This window comes from Enterococcus rivorum (assembly GCF_001742285.1).
Lineage (GTDB): Bacteria > Bacillota > Bacilli > Lactobacillales > Enterococcaceae > Enterococcus_L > Enterococcus_L rivorum.
This window is the reverse complement of sequence record NZ_MIEK01000003.1, coordinates 40,812-60,245: the sequence shown is the minus strand read 5'-3', so window position 1 is coordinate 60,245 and position 19,434 is coordinate 40,812. Positions and strand designations below refer to the sequence as shown.

Annotated in this window: 14 protein-coding genes and 1 other annotated feature; of the genes, 2 read left to right on the top strand and 12 right to left on the bottom strand. The window is 35.3% G+C overall.

Annotated features, from left to right (window positions below):
- The 3 genes from BCR26_RS01980 to BCR26_RS01970 all read right to left on the bottom strand — a co-directional run bounded on the left by BCR26_RS01980 (nucleotide 1) and on the right by BCR26_RS01970 (nucleotide 3,488).
- Nucleotides 1–900, bottom strand: a complete 900-nt coding sequence (locus tag BCR26_RS01980; RefSeq protein WP_211272276.1) for a class C sortase — start codon at nucleotides 898–900, stop codon at nucleotides 1–3.
- 161 nt (nucleotides 901–1,061) lie between these two features.
- Nucleotides 1,062–2,813 (bottom strand): SpaH/EbpB family LPXTG-anchored major pilin, encoded by a 1,752-nt coding sequence (locus tag BCR26_RS01975; RefSeq protein WP_069697288.1) that lies wholly within the window; start codon nucleotides 2,811–2,813, stop codon nucleotides 1,062–1,064.
- Between the two features lie 216 nt (nucleotides 2,814–3,029).
- Complete coding sequence (locus BCR26_RS01970; protein WP_069697287.1) at nucleotides 3,030–3,488, bottom strand: universal stress protein; 459 nt, start codon at nucleotides 3,486–3,488, stop codon at nucleotides 3,030–3,032.
- A gap of 214 nt (nucleotides 3,489–3,702) precedes the next feature.
- Between BCR26_RS01970 and BCR26_RS18430 the strand changes: the two genes are divergently transcribed.
- Nucleotides 3,703–3,852, top strand: coding sequence for a hypothetical protein (locus tag BCR26_RS18430; RefSeq protein ID WP_169818844.1), 150 nt, complete (start codon nucleotides 3,703–3,705; stop codon nucleotides 3,850–3,852).
- 177 nt (nucleotides 3,853–4,029) lie between these two features.
- On the opposite strand, the gene BCR26_RS01965 is transcribed toward BCR26_RS18430, so the two are convergent.
- The 4 genes from BCR26_RS01965 to BCR26_RS01950 all read right to left on the bottom strand — a co-directional run bounded on the left by BCR26_RS01965 (nucleotide 4,030) and on the right by BCR26_RS01950 (nucleotide 7,096).
- On the bottom strand, nucleotides 4,030–4,230 hold the full coding sequence (locus tag BCR26_RS01965) for a cold-shock protein (RefSeq protein ID WP_069636133.1): 201 nt from the start codon (nucleotides 4,228–4,230) through the stop codon (nucleotides 4,030–4,032).
- Nucleotides 4,231–4,387: 157 nt separating this feature from the next.
- Nucleotides 4,388–5,077 (bottom strand): RadC family protein, encoded by a 690-nt coding sequence (gene radC / locus BCR26_RS01960; protein WP_069697286.1) that lies wholly within the window; start codon nucleotides 5,075–5,077, stop codon nucleotides 4,388–4,390.
- Nucleotides 5,078–5,133: 56 nt separating this feature from the next.
- Complete coding sequence (locus BCR26_RS01955; protein WP_069697285.1) at nucleotides 5,134–5,787, bottom strand: HAD family hydrolase; 654 nt, start codon at nucleotides 5,785–5,787, stop codon at nucleotides 5,134–5,136.
- Nucleotides 5,780–7,096, bottom strand: a complete 1,317-nt coding sequence (locus tag BCR26_RS01950) for a bifunctional folylpolyglutamate synthase/dihydrofolate synthase (RefSeq protein ID WP_069697284.1) — start codon at nucleotides 7,094–7,096, stop codon at nucleotides 5,780–5,782. Before BCR26_RS01950 ends, BCR26_RS01955 begins: the two co-directional genes overlap by 8 nt.
- A gap of 334 nt (nucleotides 7,097–7,430) precedes the next feature.
- Here BCR26_RS01950 and BCR26_RS01945 point away from each other — a divergent pair, with 334 nt between their 5' ends.
- A complete protein-coding gene (locus BCR26_RS01945) occupies nucleotides 7,431–8,036 on the top strand; it encodes a TVP38/TMEM64 family protein (protein ID WP_069697283.1) in 606 nt (201 codons plus the stop codon).
- A gap of 96 nt (nucleotides 8,037–8,132) precedes the next feature.
- On the opposite strand, the gene BCR26_RS01940 is transcribed toward BCR26_RS01945, so the two are convergent.
- From BCR26_RS01940 to mngA, 5 genes are all read right to left on the bottom strand, one after another.
- A complete protein-coding gene (locus BCR26_RS01940; RefSeq protein WP_069697282.1) occupies nucleotides 8,133–10,778 on the bottom strand; it encodes a valine--tRNA ligase in 2,646 nt (881 codons plus the stop codon).
- 60 nt (nucleotides 10,779–10,838) lie between these two features.
- Nucleotides 10,839–11,059: a binding site (T-box leader), on the bottom strand.
- A 353-nt stretch (nucleotides 11,060–11,412) separates the two neighbouring features.
- Nucleotides 11,413–13,068, bottom strand: a complete 1,656-nt coding sequence (locus BCR26_RS01935; RefSeq protein WP_069697281.1) for a YfhO family protein — start codon at nucleotides 13,066–13,068, stop codon at nucleotides 11,413–11,415.
- Between the two features lie 615 nt (nucleotides 13,069–13,683).
- Complete coding sequence (locus BCR26_RS01930; RefSeq protein WP_069697280.1) at nucleotides 13,684–14,808, bottom strand: glycerate kinase; 1,125 nt, start codon at nucleotides 14,806–14,808, stop codon at nucleotides 13,684–13,686.
- A gap of 74 nt (nucleotides 14,809–14,882) precedes the next feature.
- Nucleotides 14,883–17,486: a mannosylglycerate hydrolase gene (mngB, locus tag BCR26_RS01925; protein ID WP_069697279.1), complete on the bottom strand. Its 2,604-nt coding sequence runs from the start codon at nucleotides 17,484–17,486 to the stop codon at nucleotides 14,883–14,885.
- An 11-nt stretch (nucleotides 17,487–17,497) separates the two neighbouring features.
- Nucleotides 17,498–19,408 (bottom strand): PTS 2-O-a-mannosyl-D-glycerate transporter subunit IIABC, encoded by a 1,911-nt coding sequence (gene mngA / locus BCR26_RS01920; protein WP_069697278.1) that lies wholly within the window; start codon nucleotides 19,406–19,408, stop codon nucleotides 17,498–17,500.
- Nucleotides 19,409–19,434: the final 26 nt, after the last annotated feature.

The window sequence follows — 19,434 nt, the reverse complement described above, 5'->3', positions numbered from 1 at the left end:
TTAGCTGTCTATCGCTTTTTCTTTTTGCTTCCTTTTCTTTCTTCTTTCCTGCGCCTGTTCTTTTTGTTCTTTTTCTTGTCGATCTTTTTCTTCACGTCTCTTCATTCTATAAATAAGCCACATTAGAATTAAGATGAAGAAGTTAATCACGATAAGAATAATTAATGGGATAATACAACAACAATCCATATCTTTTCCTTTCTTATCTTTGTCTTCTAAAGGAACTCTAACGCCTCTAACTAACAAACGATGAGTATTAATCATATAGGGTGTACAGGTCAGTAACGTTATGTAATCTTTTCCTGGAACTAATTGTAAATCTGAGATATCTTCTGGAACTACGGTTTTAATCTGATCTATTTCATATTCATGAGTTTCATCTAAAATATCGACAAAAAATTTATCGCCTTTTTTTAAATTAGGAAGATCTGTAAATAGCTTAGAGCTAGGCAATCCTCTATGTCCTGTAATGACACTATGATTTCCTTCTCCTCCAATAGGCAACGAAGTTCCTGGTAATACTCCTACTCCTTTTTGTAATTGAAAATCTGATGCCCCGCTATATATAGGGATTTTTGCATCAATTTCTGGAATCGTAATATATCCTAAAACCTCACCTAACTTTTTTTCCAAAGCATCCAGAACTTTATGTTTGGTTTTCTTTTCTTTCTTTTTCTCTTCCTTTTTAAAGGGATCTGTAGTTGCCGCCCCTTCTCCTGTTGCCATTTCTTTATTGTACTCCATCATATCTTTAACTAAATCCGATTTTTCACTTTCAGATTTCTTGTCAACGTTCTCTCTATAAGAGTCAATTACCCGAGTATGGTAAAAATTAGCATACAAATTACTTAAAATAGGGTACATAAAGATACCCAATCCTATCATAAAAAAAAGAATCATAAAAATCTTGGGTAAAACACTTTTTTTATTTTTCATTTTCTTTTTTTTTGCCATTTTTTCACCAAACATTCTGATAATTAGTTTAAATTGAAAAACATGAGACAAAACATTGTCTGTTTTATCTCATGTTTAATTATCACTTGATCACTAGTATGCGCTTTTTATGCTGATTGGCTTTCATATCTTCTATAGAAGAAGTATACTATTCCCATCAGAACAAGCCCGATAGCAAAAAAGATGATAGTACCAATTCCCCCAGTAATGGGTATGGTAGGCGCCATTGTATTCACCACTAAAATCATTGCATCATCGTCATAGCTATTTGGATCTACTGTAAATGTTTGAATACCATTTAACAGATTATAACCACCTGGTGCTTTCACTTCTTCAATGTTGTATGTGCCATAAGCTAAACCATACATTTGGAAAGTTCCATCATTTGCAGAAGTAAAGACTGTTGCATCACTCTTAGAGTTTACCCAAGTCACATTTAGATTTGCGCTTTGTTTCATGTAAGAAATACTGTTATCAGGATTTGTTTTAGAAACAACAAATTGTGCACCTTGCAATGGATTATTATTTGGGTCAACCTTCATAAATTGACGTCCACCAGTTTCAACCATTGGTGGATTCGCTTCTGTAGAAGTTGCATCCACCCATCCATTATTCATAGTCAATACAGCATTATTGGGGATTTGTACTCCTGGTATTGCTGTATTGTTAACAGTCGTATCGAACTGAATATTGAATTTGTCTCCGCTTTGGATTGCTCCAATATTTCCTTGAGCAAAAATATCAGTAAAGGTAACTGTAATCACTCTGCCATTTACCTGAACATTATAAAGATTTGGGTTTAATGGTGCGTTGTCTAACGTTACTGACATATTTCCTACATAAGTTAATCTAGTATCTAATGTATCTGTAATTACATATTTCGTATAATCGGTTAAGTTCAATGGAACATCTGTAGAAATTTTCCATGTCACTGTTTCTCCAATGTCTACACTTTCATCAGTAGTACGAGTTTTTTGTAAGGTTGGTTTCATGTAGTTGACCAAGCTAACCGTTTTGACCTTGTTTTGTAACAGTTGCCCATTTGAATCATAAGCCATATCGGTATCAGCTACAGTAAATGGTACTTGTTTCCCATTTAATAAGTAAGTATCTAATGTACTCGTTTCAACAAAGTAATAATTACCAACTAATAAGTTTCCAACCACATCTGTATAACCATCACTACCTGTAGTTAGATTATTCGCAACCAAAGTATCTGGGTTGCCGCTTGTTCCTTGCATATAAAGTGAGAAGGTTGCTCCTTGTAAAGGATTATTGCTTGGATCTAATTTTTGCATTTTAGCTGCACCTAGAGTAACCCCATCCTTAGTATAGATATGGACGTTGCTATTCCATCCTGTTCCATCTAAGTTCATCATAGGAATACTCACCACAACTGGTGCTGACATAGAATACGTACCTGTTTCTGGCATCAATTCAACAACCACATATTGCCCAGCTGGTAAGGTTTTGGTAGTATACGTACCATCTGCTCCCGTTGTTCCTGTATCTTGTGGTACATTAGCATTACCTATAACAGAGTTGTAATAGTTTAATGCATCCTTTTGACTAGGACTCATGCTTAAATTGCTTCCAGTTGTCGAAACAATCGCAAACTTGACTCCCGGTGCCGGTAAAGCTCCTGGTGGTAACTGACCTAGCTGTGTTCCATCTCCAGCAATTGGAGGAATCAAGGATGGATCTATACCGTCAAATTTCAATTTGTGGATAGTTAAGGTTCCCGACGTTGGTTTATCTACCGCATGCGCCTTGGTTCCAAATCCTAAAGCTCCAACTGAAAAGATCAACATCATAACAAAAAACAGGCCCGACAGTTTCTTTAAAAAGTTCTCTTTCATTTGAAAAGCTCCTTTCGTTTTTCTATTTTTTTGAAGCGAGATAATGTAACCCCTCACTTCTTATTCCAATCATATCATGGAAGTGATTTTTTTTAAAAAATAAACCTTCCAAAATAATAAAAAAACAAAGAAATATATTCCTGCCATATAAAGAAAAACTTTTACACAATGTTAAATAACAAATCGATTTCTCATTTCACCTCTCAAGAATGCTGTTTATTTTTTCTTCTTTGGATTGTTCACTACCAAAACATTTGCATCAGAATGGTTCACTACATAAGAAGTAGTTGACCCCACAAGTGCACGCTCTAATCCATTTAATCCAGTCTTTCCAATGACAATTAAATCAATCGGCTCTTCTGATTCATCAAAATGAGCGATTAATGCTTTAGGATAGCCATACATCACGTATGTTTTAATAGCTGTTACTCCTTGTTCTTGCGCTTTTTCTTCCCGTTCCTTCATTCTATTTTCTTCTCTTTTTCTCAATTCTTCCATGACATTCCCCATTGAAATCGTCAATTCACCAAAATAATTACCTGTTTCTTCAATAACATAAAGAACATGTAAGGTTGCGTCGTTTCTCTTGGCAATACTCATCGCTTCTTTAAAAGCAAATTCTGATTGTTTTGACCCATCAACTGCTACTAAAATATTTTTATACGTATCATTCATTGTAAATCTCCCCCTTCTATTTGATACTTCTATTCTACTACGAAAAAGCGCTTTCTCAAAATAACTTGGTAGTTTGAGGCCACTATTATTCTTTGCTTTCTTTAAAATTCTAATAATCTCTTTTGTCTTTTTCATTAAACGTGCTATAATTAAAACAGGAATTTCGTTATCACGTCTCGTTGCCTTTCATGGAACAACAGAAAGGAGAATAATTATGACATTTGATAACAATGTATTGGAATACCGTATTGCACTAGATACAAATAGAAACTTATTTATGGCTATAGATGCAAATAACCAAAGAAAAGTTGCTTATGGTATTACAATTAAACAAGCAGTAAAAGAATTGAAAAAATCTATCTAAGGAGTGGCTACATCCAAATGAATGATTCAACTTCTAATACTAAATAGGGCATCCGCTGAATGAAAAATCGCGGATGCCCTTTTTGTTGTTCTATTTATTACATTTAAATAAAAACCACTGATTCTTATAAAAAAACATCTGACAGACATTCTGTCAGATGTTTTTGATCGAATTAAATTAGTTTTTTTCTACGTTTACTGCTTGTGGTCCACGATCTGAATCTTCAACATCAAAGCTTACAGATTGACCTTCTTCCAAAGTTTTGAATCCATCTCCTTGAATTGCTGAGAAATGTACGAATACGTCGCTACCGTCTTCACGAGAGATAAAGCCAAACCCTTTTTCTGCATTAAACCATTTTACTGTTCCTTGTTCCATTCCTGTTCCTCCTCGTGCTTAAGCACTAAATAATTGCAACTTTGCCCGTAAACGACAGGGTTTTTATAAATAAAAACTTCTATGTTGTTCCAAACAAGATTACACATTTATTGTACACGGGCAGATTTGTTTTTGCAAGGAATCCTGTTGAATCCTTCTATAAAAAATTTTCCTCTCGTAAACTTAGGTATTCTTCCTGACCAATGATAATGTGATCCAATAGTTCAATCCCCATCATTTCGCCACATTCCTTTATTCTCTTGGTAAACAATAGATCTTGCTCTGAAGGTGTTGGATTCCCAGATGGATGATTATGTGCAATAATAACTCTCGCCGCTGAATATTTTACTGCTTGCCGAAACACTTCTCTAGGATGAGCGATAGATTGGTTCAAAGTCCCTTTGAAGATTGTTTCTTTCTTCGTCACTTCATTTTTTGTATTCAAAAAAAGACAAACTAAATGTTCCTGTTGTAAATCCTTCATTTCTCCCATAAGATTTTGTGCAATTTGATAACTAGAAGAAACTTTTCCATATTTTAGTTGAGTACTTTCTTGAATACGGGTTCCTAATTCAATCGCTGCTCGTATTTCTAAGGCTTTTACTTTACCAATTCCGTCAACTTCCATCATTTCGGTCACTGTGGCCTGTTTTAAAGTATGTAAATTCTCAAAATGATTCAAAAAAGAGGAAGCTAACTTCATAACGTTGTACCCTTTCTTTCCAGTTCTCAAAATAATTGCTAGTAATTCTTGGTTAGATAATGCCTTTTCCCCTACTTCTTCCATTCGTTCTCTTGGCAAACAGTCTTCAGGCATTTCTCTTATAAACAGATTTCCTGATCTCATAAAAAATAAAACCCTCCTTCGCTATATAAACTATACGCAAAAGAGGAGCTTTTTTATTATATAAATCCGGGTACTTCTTTTAAGCTAGTTAAAATGTTCAGTGTTTTTTCTTCCATATCTTTTGTTGGCTCTAATAAGTCAGGAACCATAATGACAGGAATCCCAGCGGTATGTGCAGCTGTTACACCGTGATAAGAATCTTCTAAAATCAACGTTTTTTCTGCTGAAGTCCCTAGTCTTGCTAGAGCAACTTGAAATATTTCTGGATCTGGTTTTGCTCTCCTTACATTCTCACAAGAGATAATATCATCAAAATAGTGTCTAATTTCTGCATTTTTTAGTAGTAAATCAATTGTTGAACGAACATTACTTGATGCAACCACACGAGGAATATTTTTCTCTTCCAAATAGGTTAGTAACTCAACAACTCCTTCTTTAAGAGGAACATTCCCCGCTTCAAACTCTTGGTAAGTATCTTCATAAGCCAATCGAATAAATTCATCCACTTTTTCTTTGCCATGTCCTTTGTAAATTTCATGATAATTTCCTTGGACTTCTTCATCTGAAACACCAATAAACTTTTGATATAGAGCCCTTGAATAAGGGAAACCCATTGCATCTGCTACTTTTTGAGTTGAACGATAATAAATCAATTCAGTATCAAACAACAAACCATCCATATCAAAAATAACGCCTTCTACTTTAGTCATTTTTTCCTCCTAAATTTAGTAATAATTCTCTTACCTGGGAAACAAAATACAGTGAACCCGTGATAAGTAACAAGTCATCTGCTGCCATTTTTTCTAAAATTTCACCTAACCCAAATTGCCAAAGCGATACCAGTTCTGTTTTATCATTTTCTAGATGAGACATTTTTGTTAACGCAACTGCTTTTGGGTATTCAAAGGTTGTTAAATAAAGATGAGCGTTTGGCACTGTCCTTAAAATAGTAATCATTGCTTCAACGTCTTTTGATTCCAACGCGGAGAATAGAATATTAATTTCTCTATTCGGAAATTCTTTTTTTAAATTCTCTGCTAAACGACGAACAGCGTGTTCATTGTGTGCACCATCTAATACAATCAGTGGTTCTTCACTCAAGCGTTCCATTCGGCCAGGCCATTGGGCTTTTAGCAATCCTTTATATACATTTCTTTCAGCAAAATGAATATTTTGTAATCTACAATATAAATAGAATAGCTCAATCGCTATTGAAGCATTTTCGACTTGATGACGACCAAGGAGAGGTATTTTTATATTAGGAATTTTTCCAGACTCTCCACAAAATTCAAAGACTTCTCCCCATGTTTTATCTGGATGTAAATAGTTCACTTCGTATTCTTGACCATATCGATAAATAGGACTGTCGTTTTTCTGAGCTGATGCTTCAATTACTTTTAAAGCTTCTTGAGTGATATTTCCAGTGACTACAGGAACATCGGGCTTGATAATGCCAGCTTTTTGATAGGCGATTTTCTCTAGCGTTTCTCCTAATATTTCTGTATGGTCTTTGCCGATAGTCGTAATTGCTGTCAACATAGGATGGACGACATTTGTACTATCTAAAAGCCCGCCTAATCCAACTTCTATGATTGCTACATCTACTTTTTTTTCAAGAAAATAATCAAAAGCCATTGCGGTAAGTGTCTCAAATTCAGTGATTCCTTGGATTTTGTCTATGCTATCCATTTTTTCCACAATTGGTTGATATTTCTCAACATATTTTATTAGCTCTTCATCTGGAATTCCCTGTCCGTTAAGAGCAATTCGTTCATTGAAATATTCAATATAAGGCGATGTGAATGTGCCTACTGTTAGACCCATTTCTTCCAGCATACAGCGTAAATAAGTAACCGTAGAACCTTTTCCGTTCGTACCAGCAATATGAATTGTCGGTACTTTTATTTCAGGATTTCCGACTCGTTCTAATAACGCCTCTACTCGATCAAGTCCTGGTCTGGAACCAAAAGGCAATCGACTATGAATCCAAGTAATTGCTTCTTCTATCGTAATTGACATTCTATCCCTTCTTTTACATTTATTGTCGTTCGTTTCTGATCCTTATTTGTCCATTATAGCGAAAGTATCTTTCATTTTCATTAAATAAACAGATTTTCTTTCAAAACATCCTGATTTCCTATTTTATCGCTAAATACTTAGATGTTTTTAATAATTCTAGCAGTGAATATTTTGGTGCATCCGATGTCACCCATTGTGATAGGGCTTCCCTCACGGATCAAAGCTTCTAGGTACATTCTACACGACCAGTTCTATTTTTAAGAAATGATTGACGAATGAATCCAAATTATATATATTGATATTTACGAGGAACTGAAAGTGAGCTGAATTTACTGTGGAAGAAAAAGAAGAAAAAAGTCTTGCGAAAAATATTATTTATTTTCTACCAATTTTGGGAGTTGTTATTTTCACTTTATTAGTTGTTTATGGTTATTCAATTGGCATCTTTCACTCTGTCCAATCCTTGCAAACATTTATTAAGCAGTTTGGAGATTATGCGATTTTCTTTTTCATTACTTTGCAAATTCTTCAAGTGATTATTCCAATTCTTCCTGGAGGAATTTCTTCTGTCGTGGGAATGCTAATGTTTGGAAATATCCCCGGCTTGATTTATAGCTTTATTGGTTTAATTATCGGTGATATCATTGTCTACTGGCTAGTGAATTACTATGGGAAAGATTTTGCGCGAGCGTTATTACCTCCTAAACGTTATTCAAAATTTGAGAAGATGATTAATCGTCCGCCAGATGGGATTAGGAAATTATTGATAGCGACGTTGCTAATTCCTTTTGCGCCAGATGATTTAGTCTGTTTGGTCGCAGGATTGACTGATTTTCCTTTTAAAGAATATATGAAAATATTATTACTTTTGAAATTCTGGTCTGTAGCAACCTACAGCTTCATTTTACTTTATTTATTCAATCATCTGTCTATACTATAAAAAAAGCGTACCTTCTCATCGTTTTCCAAAAAGGAGACAGCTTTGTCTTACTTTTAATGGTCCTCTATAGAATAGGTACGCTTTTTTTCTATTTTATTATTTTACTGTCCGCAATTGAGCAATACGCTCTTTTACAATGACTTGTTTTTCAAGGTAATCTTTTCCCTTCGCTTTTTCAGCTTCAACGACTTCTTCAGGCGCATTTGCCACAAAACGGTCGTTTCCTAGTTTTCCTTGCACTCGTTTCACTTCTTGATTCCATTTTTCTAACTCTTTTTCTAAACGAGTAATTTCTTCTTCGATGTTAATTAAACCTGCTAATGGCAAGTAAATTTCTACTCCTGTCAATACCGCCGACATTGCTAATTCTGGGGCAATGATCTCTTTACTAATTGTTAACTCTTCTGGGTTACAAAAGCGTTCAATATAATTGGTATTTTCCACTAAGAATTGATCTATTTGGTCATCGGTTGTTTTGATAAGCAATGTGATTGGTTTTGAAAGTGGTGTGTTTACTTCGGCACGAATATTTCTGACAGAACGAATTACTTCTTTTAAGACTTCCATCCCGCGAGCTGCTGTTTCATCTGTCAGCTCTTCTTTCACAACTGGATACGCTGCAACAACTAGCGATTCTCCTTCGTGAGGAATACTTTCCCAAATCTCTTCCGTTACAAAAGGCATAATTGGATGGAGTAGACGTAAAATTTGATCTAGCGTATATACTAAGATGCTGCGTGTCGCTTGTTTCGCTGTTTCATTTTCTCCGTATAAGATTTCTTTACTCATTTCGATATACCAATCACAGAAATCATCCCAGATGAAATTGTATAGTTGACGACCTGCTTCACCAAATTCAAAGCGGTCAAACAAATCTGTCACTCGCTCAATTGTTTCATTCAAACGAGTTAGTATCCAACGATCAGCTACTGTTTTTTCACCACTAAAATCAATATCTTCTACTGTCATACCTTCAATGTTCATAATAACAAAACGGCTGGCATTCCAAATTTTATTGATAAAGTTCCAAGAGGCATCCATTTTTTCATAACTAAAGCGTACATCTTGACCAGGAGAAGAACCATTAGACAAGAACCAACGTAAAGCATCTGCACCGTATTTTTCAATCACGTCCATTGGGTCAATCCCATTTCCTAGAGACTTGCTCATTTTGCGCCCTTGTTCATCACGAATTAAACCGTGCATTAAGACATTTTTAAATGGACGCTGTTCAGTAAATTCCAAGCTTTGGAAAATCATGCGGCTTACCCAGAAGAAAATAATATCATAGCCAGTCACCAATGTATTCGTTGGGAAATAGCGTTGATAGTCTTCATTGGCTTCATCGGGCCAACCCATTGTTGAAAACGGCCAAAGAGCAGAGCTAAACCATGTATCTAAAACATCCGAATCTTGTATCCAATTTTCAGCATCAGTCGGTGCTTCCATTCCAACATACATTTCACCCGTTTCTTTATGATACCAAGCAGGAATTTGATGTCCCCACCATAATTGACGAGAAATTACCCAATCATGTACATTGTCCATCCAACGCATAAAAGTTTGATCGAAACGTGGTGGGAAAAATTCAACAGCATTTTCTGTTTCTTGGTTCTTCATCGCTTTTTCTGACAAAGGAGCCATTTTTACGAACCACTGAGTTGATAAACGAGGTTCAACAACTACCCCTGTTCTTTCTGAATGACCAACGCTGTGGTTCATGGTTTCAATTTTTATTAAACGACCCATTTCTTTTAAATCAGAAACAATCAATTTACGTGCCGCAAAACGATCCATTCCTTCATATTTTCCAGCAAGTCCATTCATAGAACCATCTTCATTCATTACGTTTACACGAGGTAGATCATGACGATTACCTACTTCAAAGTCGTTAGGATCATGGGCTGGTGTAATTTTTACCACACCGGTTCCAAATTCCATATCTACATATTCATCAGCAATAATCGGTATTTCCTTGTTTACTAATGGTAACGTAACCGTTTTGCCAATTAGCTCTTTATATCTTTCATCTTCTGGATGAACCGCAATCGCGGTATCACCAAGCATCGTTTCTGGACGAGTGGTTGCAATCTCAACGATACCAGAACCATCTGTTAGAGGATAGCTCATGTGGTAAAAAGCACCCTCGATATCTTTATGAATGACTTCAATGTCAGAGAGGGCTGTTTTCGCTTTTGGATCCCAATTAATAATGTACTCACCACGGTAAATTAAATCTTTTTCATATAGAGAAACAAAAACTTTACGAACAGCTTCAGATAATCCTTCGTCTAGAGTAAAACGTTCGCGGCTATAATCTAAAGAAAGCCCCATTTGTGCCCATTGTTCGCGGATATGAGAAGCATATTCTTCTTTCCACTCCCAAACTTGATCGACAAATTTTTCGCGGCCTAAGTCATAACGAGAGATGCCTTGCTCTGCTAATTTTTCTTCGACTTTTGCTTGCGTTGCAATCCCCGCATGATCCATTCCTGGCAGCCATAATGTGTCAAATCCTTGCATCCGTTTTTGGCGAATAATCATATCTTGTAACGTTGTGTCCCAGGCATGACCTAAATGCAATTTTCCGGTTACATTTGGTGGTGGAATTACAATCGAATAAGGTTTTGCCTTCTTATTTTGATTAGGCTTAAACAAATCTTGATCTAGCCATTTTTGATAACGTCCTTTTTCAACCTCGTTTGGCTGATATTTTGTCGGTAAATTTTTTTCTTCAGTCATGCTATTTCCTTCTTTCTACTTGTTTTCGGAGAAAAAATAAAGCCCTAAAATACTTTCGTATTTTAGGGCGTATAATTTTACGCGGTACCACCTAAATTGTGTTTGACTTTTCTTCAAACACCGCTTCATTGGTGAGGTAACGGTCACAAATCGAACAATTCTATTTACTTCAAATTGTTAACTCCCAAGCTACCTTCTTACTGGCTGTGTGAAAATTTTTCAGCAATCAATTTTCTCTCTAAAACGACACCAGTAGTACTCCTCTTGTTCATTGTCTTGGCTATATTTTACATGTTGGGTTGGAAATTGTCAATTTTGTTCCGCTAATTGAATTCAACAGAATTCATGTTAATGCGTCTCTGTTAGAAAGGCTTCTAGACAGCCGGTTATTCGTTAAAACTATTTAGATAAAAGCACAAATAAAATGATGAATAGTCAGGATTGGAAGCTCAGAAGTGACAGCTATCCGTTAATAAATCGGTGAAATTTCTTACCAAATACCATTGCTGCACAGAGTCAAAAAGCTGCAACAGAAATGTTTATCTACAGACAAACATTTTTCTATAGAATACACCTTCAAAATATTCCCATTCTCTTATCAGTTACTACATGTATTGACAAAGCGACAACTCTCTTAGGCGGTCTTCTTTTTGATTTTCTTATATCCTAAACTGATCACAAGAGTTAACCACGATAGCAACGACAAAATAAAAGAAACAATTTGGAGTGTTGTCCAATGGTACTTCATCTTTAAATTTCCACTATCAGTTACGTTAACTTCACACAAACCAGGCACAACAGAGCTATTATTGACTTCAAGTGGTTCTCCGTCCACAGTTGCTTTATAACCTTTATAGTAAATATAAGGTAAAATAATTTTAGCTTCTTCATTAGATTTTTTTGTACTGTAGTATAAATCAATGCCGCCATACTCAAAAGAAACATTTTGCAAGGAAACATTGTCGCTGTTCAAAATTCTTCTTGGCTCTTCGATGACTTCAAAATAATCTGTTTTAAAAGGAAGGTATTCCATACCCCAGCCTAAAAAATTTTGAGGAATCGCTTCAACTTCTTCTCTCGAAACATATCTAGAAGTGTCAGAAATAAACAAACCATGCAAAATTAACAGTCCTGTAGCCAATGTAATACTTCCAAAAAGTAACATTTTATTTAAGGTCTGTCTTTTAAATAACCTGTCAATATTGTCAGCAAATAACCAACAAACACCAAATGTAACTATTACAAAGAAGCGCCAAGGAAATTGAACAGAATTGATAAACGTGTCTTCTAACAATCGATACGGAATCAGACTTGTAGATGAAACCAAAAATAGAAAAGTTATCAAAAATAATTTTTTTGAATCTGTTAATAAAGCATTAAACCTTACTAACAAAAGCATAAACAACAAAAAAATCAAGATTCCTAAATTATTAACACCACTATTTACCAAGGCAATTTTGATATACTCTGGAATAGTATGAGTAAAATCACTCATTTTGGCCACTTGATTCACTTGAAAATTAAATGATTGATCGAACGTCTGCTCAACTATTGGTAACAAAAATCCTAAACAAAGTAACACTGTCAAACCGACAGCTTTCAGTAAGGCAAATAATCTTTTTTTGTTCTTCATAAGTGTAGTCAGATTCATTATTAGATAGAAAAAAATGAAAATACTAAAAATAAATGCACTCAATACATGAGTAAATATTAAACAAGCCATTCCAATAGACAGTATATAATACTTCTGTTTTTCTTCAAAAAATATAGACCAAAGTCCTATAAAAGCTAATGGAATAAACATAAAGGATAGTAACTCACCAATAGCTGCTCTCTCTGTTAAATCACTTAAGCGATACGATGCCCCTCCATAGAGAACAGCAAATAGGAACGCTTGGTAATCTATTTTTTTATAATAACGAAAACATTGATATGCAAGCAGATAGGTTAGAAAATTTATACTCCATAAAAAAATAATATACGTGTTACTAATTGATATTCCTAAACATCTTAATATCCCTGCCGGATATAAAAATAAATCAGAATAAAAAATTGGTGATGCATACCCCATTCCATGTAGAAAAAAATAGTTTATTTTTTGAAAAAAGAGCCCATTTTTTATTCCTTCTGAAATCCCTTCTATACGACTCAAATGAAAATAAATGTCATCACCTCTGTACATTACAGGTTTACCTATATGAGTAAACAACAAAGAAATAGTGCTTAATAATAAAAATACCAAAATAATTAAAAATGTTTTATTTTTTTTGATGCTCGCTGTTCTTTTCATATTCTATCCTTTCATGGTGGTAATCTCTATCCAACTATCCTATCTTTGAATAATTTACTATCTCTTTTTGAAAAGGTATGTTGTCTTTGGAAAGATGAATCTGAATTTCCGATTGATTACCTTAGGGAATAGAAAAAATTTTATAATGATATGGCAAAATATTTTCTAGCTTGACACTAAATAATCGTAAAACTTCCCAACATATTCAAAAAAAACATCTGCTGCTGACTTTTTATGTTTTAGTTTACTTAATAAACTTGATCTCTATCTTCTGATTTTCCGTTTTTTTATGGTCTATTCAATAAAAATTATCTTCTCATATTTAAGTCATTAGCTCATCCTTGTTTTAAGGTTACACGTCTCTACATAAACTATAATACCAAAAAAAATAAAAAAAGGAATCTTTTATTACAAAATAAATTAAAAATTAGTAAAAATTATTGTTTTTAAATACCAATTTATTGTAAATGAATTTCATTTAAAGTATATTATCGATATAAAAACAGGCTAATTACATGTTATTTATCTGAATTACATCTAATAATAATAGTAAAAAAGCCCCTATCCCTGACAAAGGTCACTGCCAAGTAGGGGCTAATACTATTTTGAAACGTGCTATTTTTTTTCAATCAATTCCAGTAATTTTAAAGAACGTTTTGATGTGCGCTGTAAGTTTTGCTTGGCATTTTCCATCGCTTCTTCTAAGCTGGTTATTTTATCGATAATAGGAACAATTACCGAGATTCCTTCTTTTTCAAATAAGGAATCATCTCCTAGGAAGCTCCCCACAAAAGCAACGACTGGAACTTGATATTTTTTTGCCATACGTCCGATTCCAACTGGCACTTTTCCATGGAGGCTTTGGTTATCCATCTTTCCTTCGCCAGTGATAACCAAATCTACTGTCTTTATTTGTTCTTCCAAATGTGATAATTGCGAAATTAAATGAATACCAGAATACATTTTCCCATTCAAAAAAGTTCTTAGAGCAAAACCAATCCCACCAGCCGCACCATCGCCAGCTTGACTTTTTGCTTTGCCGATTACTGTTTCTTGATATTTTTTCATTGCTCGATCATAAGCGATTACTTCTTCTTCCTTAATCCCTTTTTGTTTCCCAAACATCTGAACAGCTCCACTAGTACCCGTTAACTGACTATCCACATCAGAGGCAATCAAAAATTCGATTTCTTTTACTTTATTTGACAAGTTCTTAGTAGAAATACGAGTAATTTGATCTAATATGCCACCTGAGACTGGAAGAATTTCTTCAGCTTTATTGTAAAACTCAACACCTAAAGCACTTAGCAATCCTATTCCACCATCAACGGTTCCTGTTCCACCAAGTCCAATAATGATTTTTTGAGCTCCCTTATCGATGGCTGCAAGAATTAGTTCTCCAGTACCATAAGAGCTGGTATTTTTGGGATGTGTTGTTAGTGTTCCATCTAAAAATTGAATGCCCGAAGCTGCTGCCGTTTCTATAACCGCCATTTTTTCTTTTTCAAGCCAGCCAAATTCTGCGGTTATTTTTTGCCCACCTAATGAATGAACAGAGGTTGGTATGATTTTTCCAGAATTATTTTCAATGACCGCCTCTACAGTCCCTTCTCCGCCATCCGCAATGGCTATTTCTATCACTTGATGCCCTCGTTCTTTGAATACTTCTGATACAACCTGATTGGCCTCTAGGCTAGATAAAGACCCCTTCATAGAGTCAATCGCAATCAAAACCTTCATCCCTTTCCCTCCTTATGATTAAGCAAAAAGCAAAGAAAAAACAACTTTCGTCTTTTCTTCACTTCCTTTTTTCTTTAATCAGCTATTTTTACTGTTGTTACTTGGTTTGGTTTTATTTTCACTGAACAATCACTATTTATTTTTTCTTCGTTCAGTTTATAACTATCGTAGTTCCTTTTCATTTTATCATTTTTCTTAATCGAAAGCTCTTCTAAACAGTTTGTAGGGTTGTAAAACCTCGCTAGTAATATCTGGTCTTTTTCTGCTTTCTTCAACGTGCTTAAAACAATCTTTGGATTTTCTTGTGTGAATAATGAATACGTTACTGGCGACACCAATCCGCTTGGGTTCAATTTCATTGCGTGATAAGGGATTTGGTTATAAAAAACAATCGGTGTTAAATACTCTTTCGCTCGATTTCCTATTTCCACATTCGAGAACGAACTTTCTTCAAAATAGATGCCAAAGTCTAAAGTGATTTTTCCAAGCATTTGAGAATCTGGTGTAGCCAATTTAATCCCAGAGGGCCTTCCTGGTCTACGCAATAATTTTTCTTTTCCTAGAACACCAATTCCTCGGAAAAGTGTAATCGCGATTTTATCAAAATTAGAGCCTGTAATCTGATACTCTCTTGAACTATTTGAAAACACTGCCACTGTAGACTCAGTATTGGTTAAGCTGACATGGCTTAGAAAAGGAAAAATTGTATCGGGACGTTCATCCCAGTCTTCCGTTTCCCAAACAGCCGTTGCAGAATCTTCTACAGAACGTTCAATAATCCCAAACTGATTATCTGCAATTGAGACCAGCGCTTGAATCTTTGTGGGAATTAAAAGCCTCATTCGATGGTCTCCACATTGATTATCAATAGAAAGAGTCAGTTGGATAGTTTTACTGTTTTTAGGTACTGTAACAGTAAGGCTGATCTCTACAAAACTGTCAACGATCCCTTCTCTTCTAGAATCTAAATTTTTAGGTAGCTTCCACTGATAGCTAGTGGTCAATTTCCCACAAAATTGTGTTTCAGCTCCTCCAATGGTTGCTTTTACGTAATCTGAAGAAACAGAGGGTACTTCTTCTCTTAATGGTGAAAAATCGTATTCATCCCCATCATCGCCACAATCTTCAATGGCAAAAACAGTATCATAAACTTCGCCATTTTCTTTGTTTACTATTTTGAAAGTACCATTTTCTTTAGCTGTGATAATATAATACTCTGATTCAATCGTATCCTTTAACCCAATTTCTTGAGTTATTTTTTGCTCCCCAGCCTTCACATACAAGGTATCATACCCCATAGCTGGTAACTCTCTATTCACTTGAATTGTATATTCAATAAATGGTTCGTAATTTCCGTAATGAACAATTTGACGATCAATCAAACCAGGGTCAATGATCTCTTGACTTATGATTTGATATTCTACAGTAACTCCTTTAGTATCTGCTAAAACGAACGAAGGCAATTTAGAAATAATTTTTATTGTAACTACTTCCTTCCGTTTCTTAGGTAATAGATTAAAAAGAACTACTTTATCGTGACTTTCAGGACTTGGGATTCCTTCAACTATTTTTCGTTGATAAAATTCTATTAAACGATCGGTTCGTTCTTCAGCATTGATAAATCTAGCCATAATTTCCGCATGAACTTTGTCTGAACAACAACAACCAATACTGTCATGGGCATGATTTTTCATTATTTCTTTCCAGATTCCTTCAATTAAACCATGATGATACTCATGTCCTAAAGAATAAGCTATTGAAGCTAGAGGTTCCAGTATATTCGTTATTTTATTTTCAATTCTAGCGTTAGCCGCTTTGATATCCATTCTTGTAGAAAAAATACTTCGATGAACTCGGCTGTATTTCCCATCAATAAATTCTCCTTTTATCACAGGTAAATCTATTGTTTCTTTCAATTGATTAAATACATGCTCATAACGACTCAAAAAGAATTTCCGTTCTGGGTACAATTCTTCTAATAGTTCAATAATAGTGAAGATATTTCGTTGTACCGGCATTTGGTCATGTCCATTGGGTAAAATTATATGATCCGATGTTGCACCTTTGTCCAATACAGGGAAATATTTATCCATCCGCTCTTTCAAGGCTGAAGCCTCTTCTGGCAAGTATTTACCAATGGCATAACCTAAAGGGAGCAGTTGCGTCAAGACTTTTGAACCATCGTCACCTTCCCAATAAAATTCTGTTTTATCGGTTCCATGTCGCTCAGAAATGCCACGCCAGAATATCGCATAATCAATCCCAAAACCGTTTAATATTTGTGGCATTTGACTACTTTGTCCAAAAGAATCTGGTAAATAGCCAATCTTCATTGGTTCACCAAAAGCTTCGCAGTCAGACATTCCATAAAGTAAATTACGAGTAATGGATTCCGCTCCTACAACCAACTCATCGGTTTGAGTGTACCAAGGGCCAATGATTAGTCGTCCCGCTTTCACTAGTTTTTCTACTCTTTCTCTTTGTTCGGGGCACACCTCAAAATAATCTTCTAATATAGCCGTTTGACCATCTAGTACATAGCAAGGGTACTCAGGATGTTCTTCTAACATGTCCATGATTTCTGTCATATTATTAACCAAGAGTATTCGAGATTCTTCTGTAGAAAAGTACCATTCACGATCCCAATGCATATGTGGGACGATATGAACATTCTTCATTTAATTTCCTCCTAAAGGGCTTGTTTCTTCAATTTTTGACTTCTAGTAATAATTAATAAACAGGTTGAAATTGCTGCACCTAAAATTGCTGCGAAAAACCAAATGAGGGCAGCCGTTAAGCCATTCATCTTTGAATCTAGAAGCCCCATTGAAAAAATACCCGCACCTGGAACAGTTAGACCTATTTGGAAATAGGCAACAATGGCACCTGTAACAGCAGAGCCTGCAACAAACGAAGCAATCACTCGAACAGGATCATTCATCATGAAAGGAATCGCTCCTTCTGTTATTCCTGCAAGCCCAAGCAACCAAGTTTGATCGCCAATTTCCTTTTCTTGTTTTGTAAACAAATCTTTTCTTATTATACAAGCTGCTGATACAGAAAAAGCAGAAACCATTTTAACTGATGCAAAAGCGGCATAAGGAATAAAATTTCCATTAGACATCGCACCGATACAAAAAGCATAGGCTGCTTTATTGACGGGACCACCTAAATCAAAAGAAACCATCGCTCCAAGTACAGCACCTAATAGTAGCGCATTTGAGCCTTGCAGTGTGTCCAGCCAATTAATCAAGCCGTTGTTAATAAAGGCAACAGGTTTACCGATAATAAAGAGCATCAAAATTCCTATCAGTAAGGAACCAACTACTGGATAAACCCAAAAACTGACGAAGCCAGCTAAAGCCCCTTTCGCTTTGATGTGTTTTTTCATAAATTTCATTAAAAATCCAGCTGCTAGTCCAGCTAACATTCCACCTAAAAAACCACTGTTAATTGTCATGGCTGCCAAACCACCTGTAAATCCTGGGGCAAGACCTGGCTTATCTGCAATCGAGTAGGACATAAACGCTGCTAGAACAGGAATCATAATCTGCCCTAGTAAGCCTCCACCTAAGCTTTTTAGTAAAAATAGCCAGCTTGTTTCTTCTGCCATAACTTCTTGAAGACCAAAAATTTGAGTAATCAGAACAGCAAAGGTTGTAATCATTCCCCCCGCAATAATGATTGGAATAATATACGATATACCTGTTAATACAGAATCTTTTACTTCCATGCCAAATGATTTTTCCCCATCGTTCTCTTCAAAATCTAAATGAACCGATTCGTTATCTGGTTGAAAATTTTTTGATTTATCCAACGCTTCTTGAATGAGCTCTTTAGCATTTCTTAGAGGATCCGCTACCGTGGTATTAACATGTGGCAGTTTTGCATAGCGCTCACTATTTTTCACCGCAACATCATTAGCAAAAATCACAGCTTTGGCTTGACTGATTTGACGAGTAGTATGACGATCTTCAATTCCGTTGGCCCCTTGTTTCTCAACAAGAACTTTTACCCCTAGCTCTCTTCCGGCTCTTTCCAATGCTTCTGCGGCCATATAAGTATGAGCAATCCCTGCTGGGCAAGCGGTTACACCTAAGATTAACTCATTTGATTCAATAGAAGTAGGTTCTTCATTTTTTTCTTGTCTAGCTAAAAGTTTGTATATTTCTTCTGAATCTTTAGCTTTCATAAACAATTTGAGATAATCCGGATTAGATAATTTTGTTACCAGTTCAGATAATAATTTTAAATGAGTGCTACCAGCTTCATTAGATGGAATCGCTAGTAAAAAAACCAAAGTAACTTGATTATTCGGATCAATGCTTTCATATTCTGTAATAGGATTTTGTAAACGGGCAATTGCAAATGAGGCTTCTTTCACCGCATCCGATTTTCCATGTGGAATCGCTAAACCATTCTCGAATCCAGTTGGCGAAAGTTTTTCTCTTGCATAAACATCGGCTAAGAATCTTTCTTTTGATGTTATTTTCCCAGCAACAAATAGTTGCTCTGTCAAAAATTCAAGAACCCCACCTTTTGATTTTTCCATTATGTCTACAAAAATTAGCTTTCGCGATGTTGCTTTTTGTAAATCCATCCCTATCTCCCCCTTAATTTTATGGT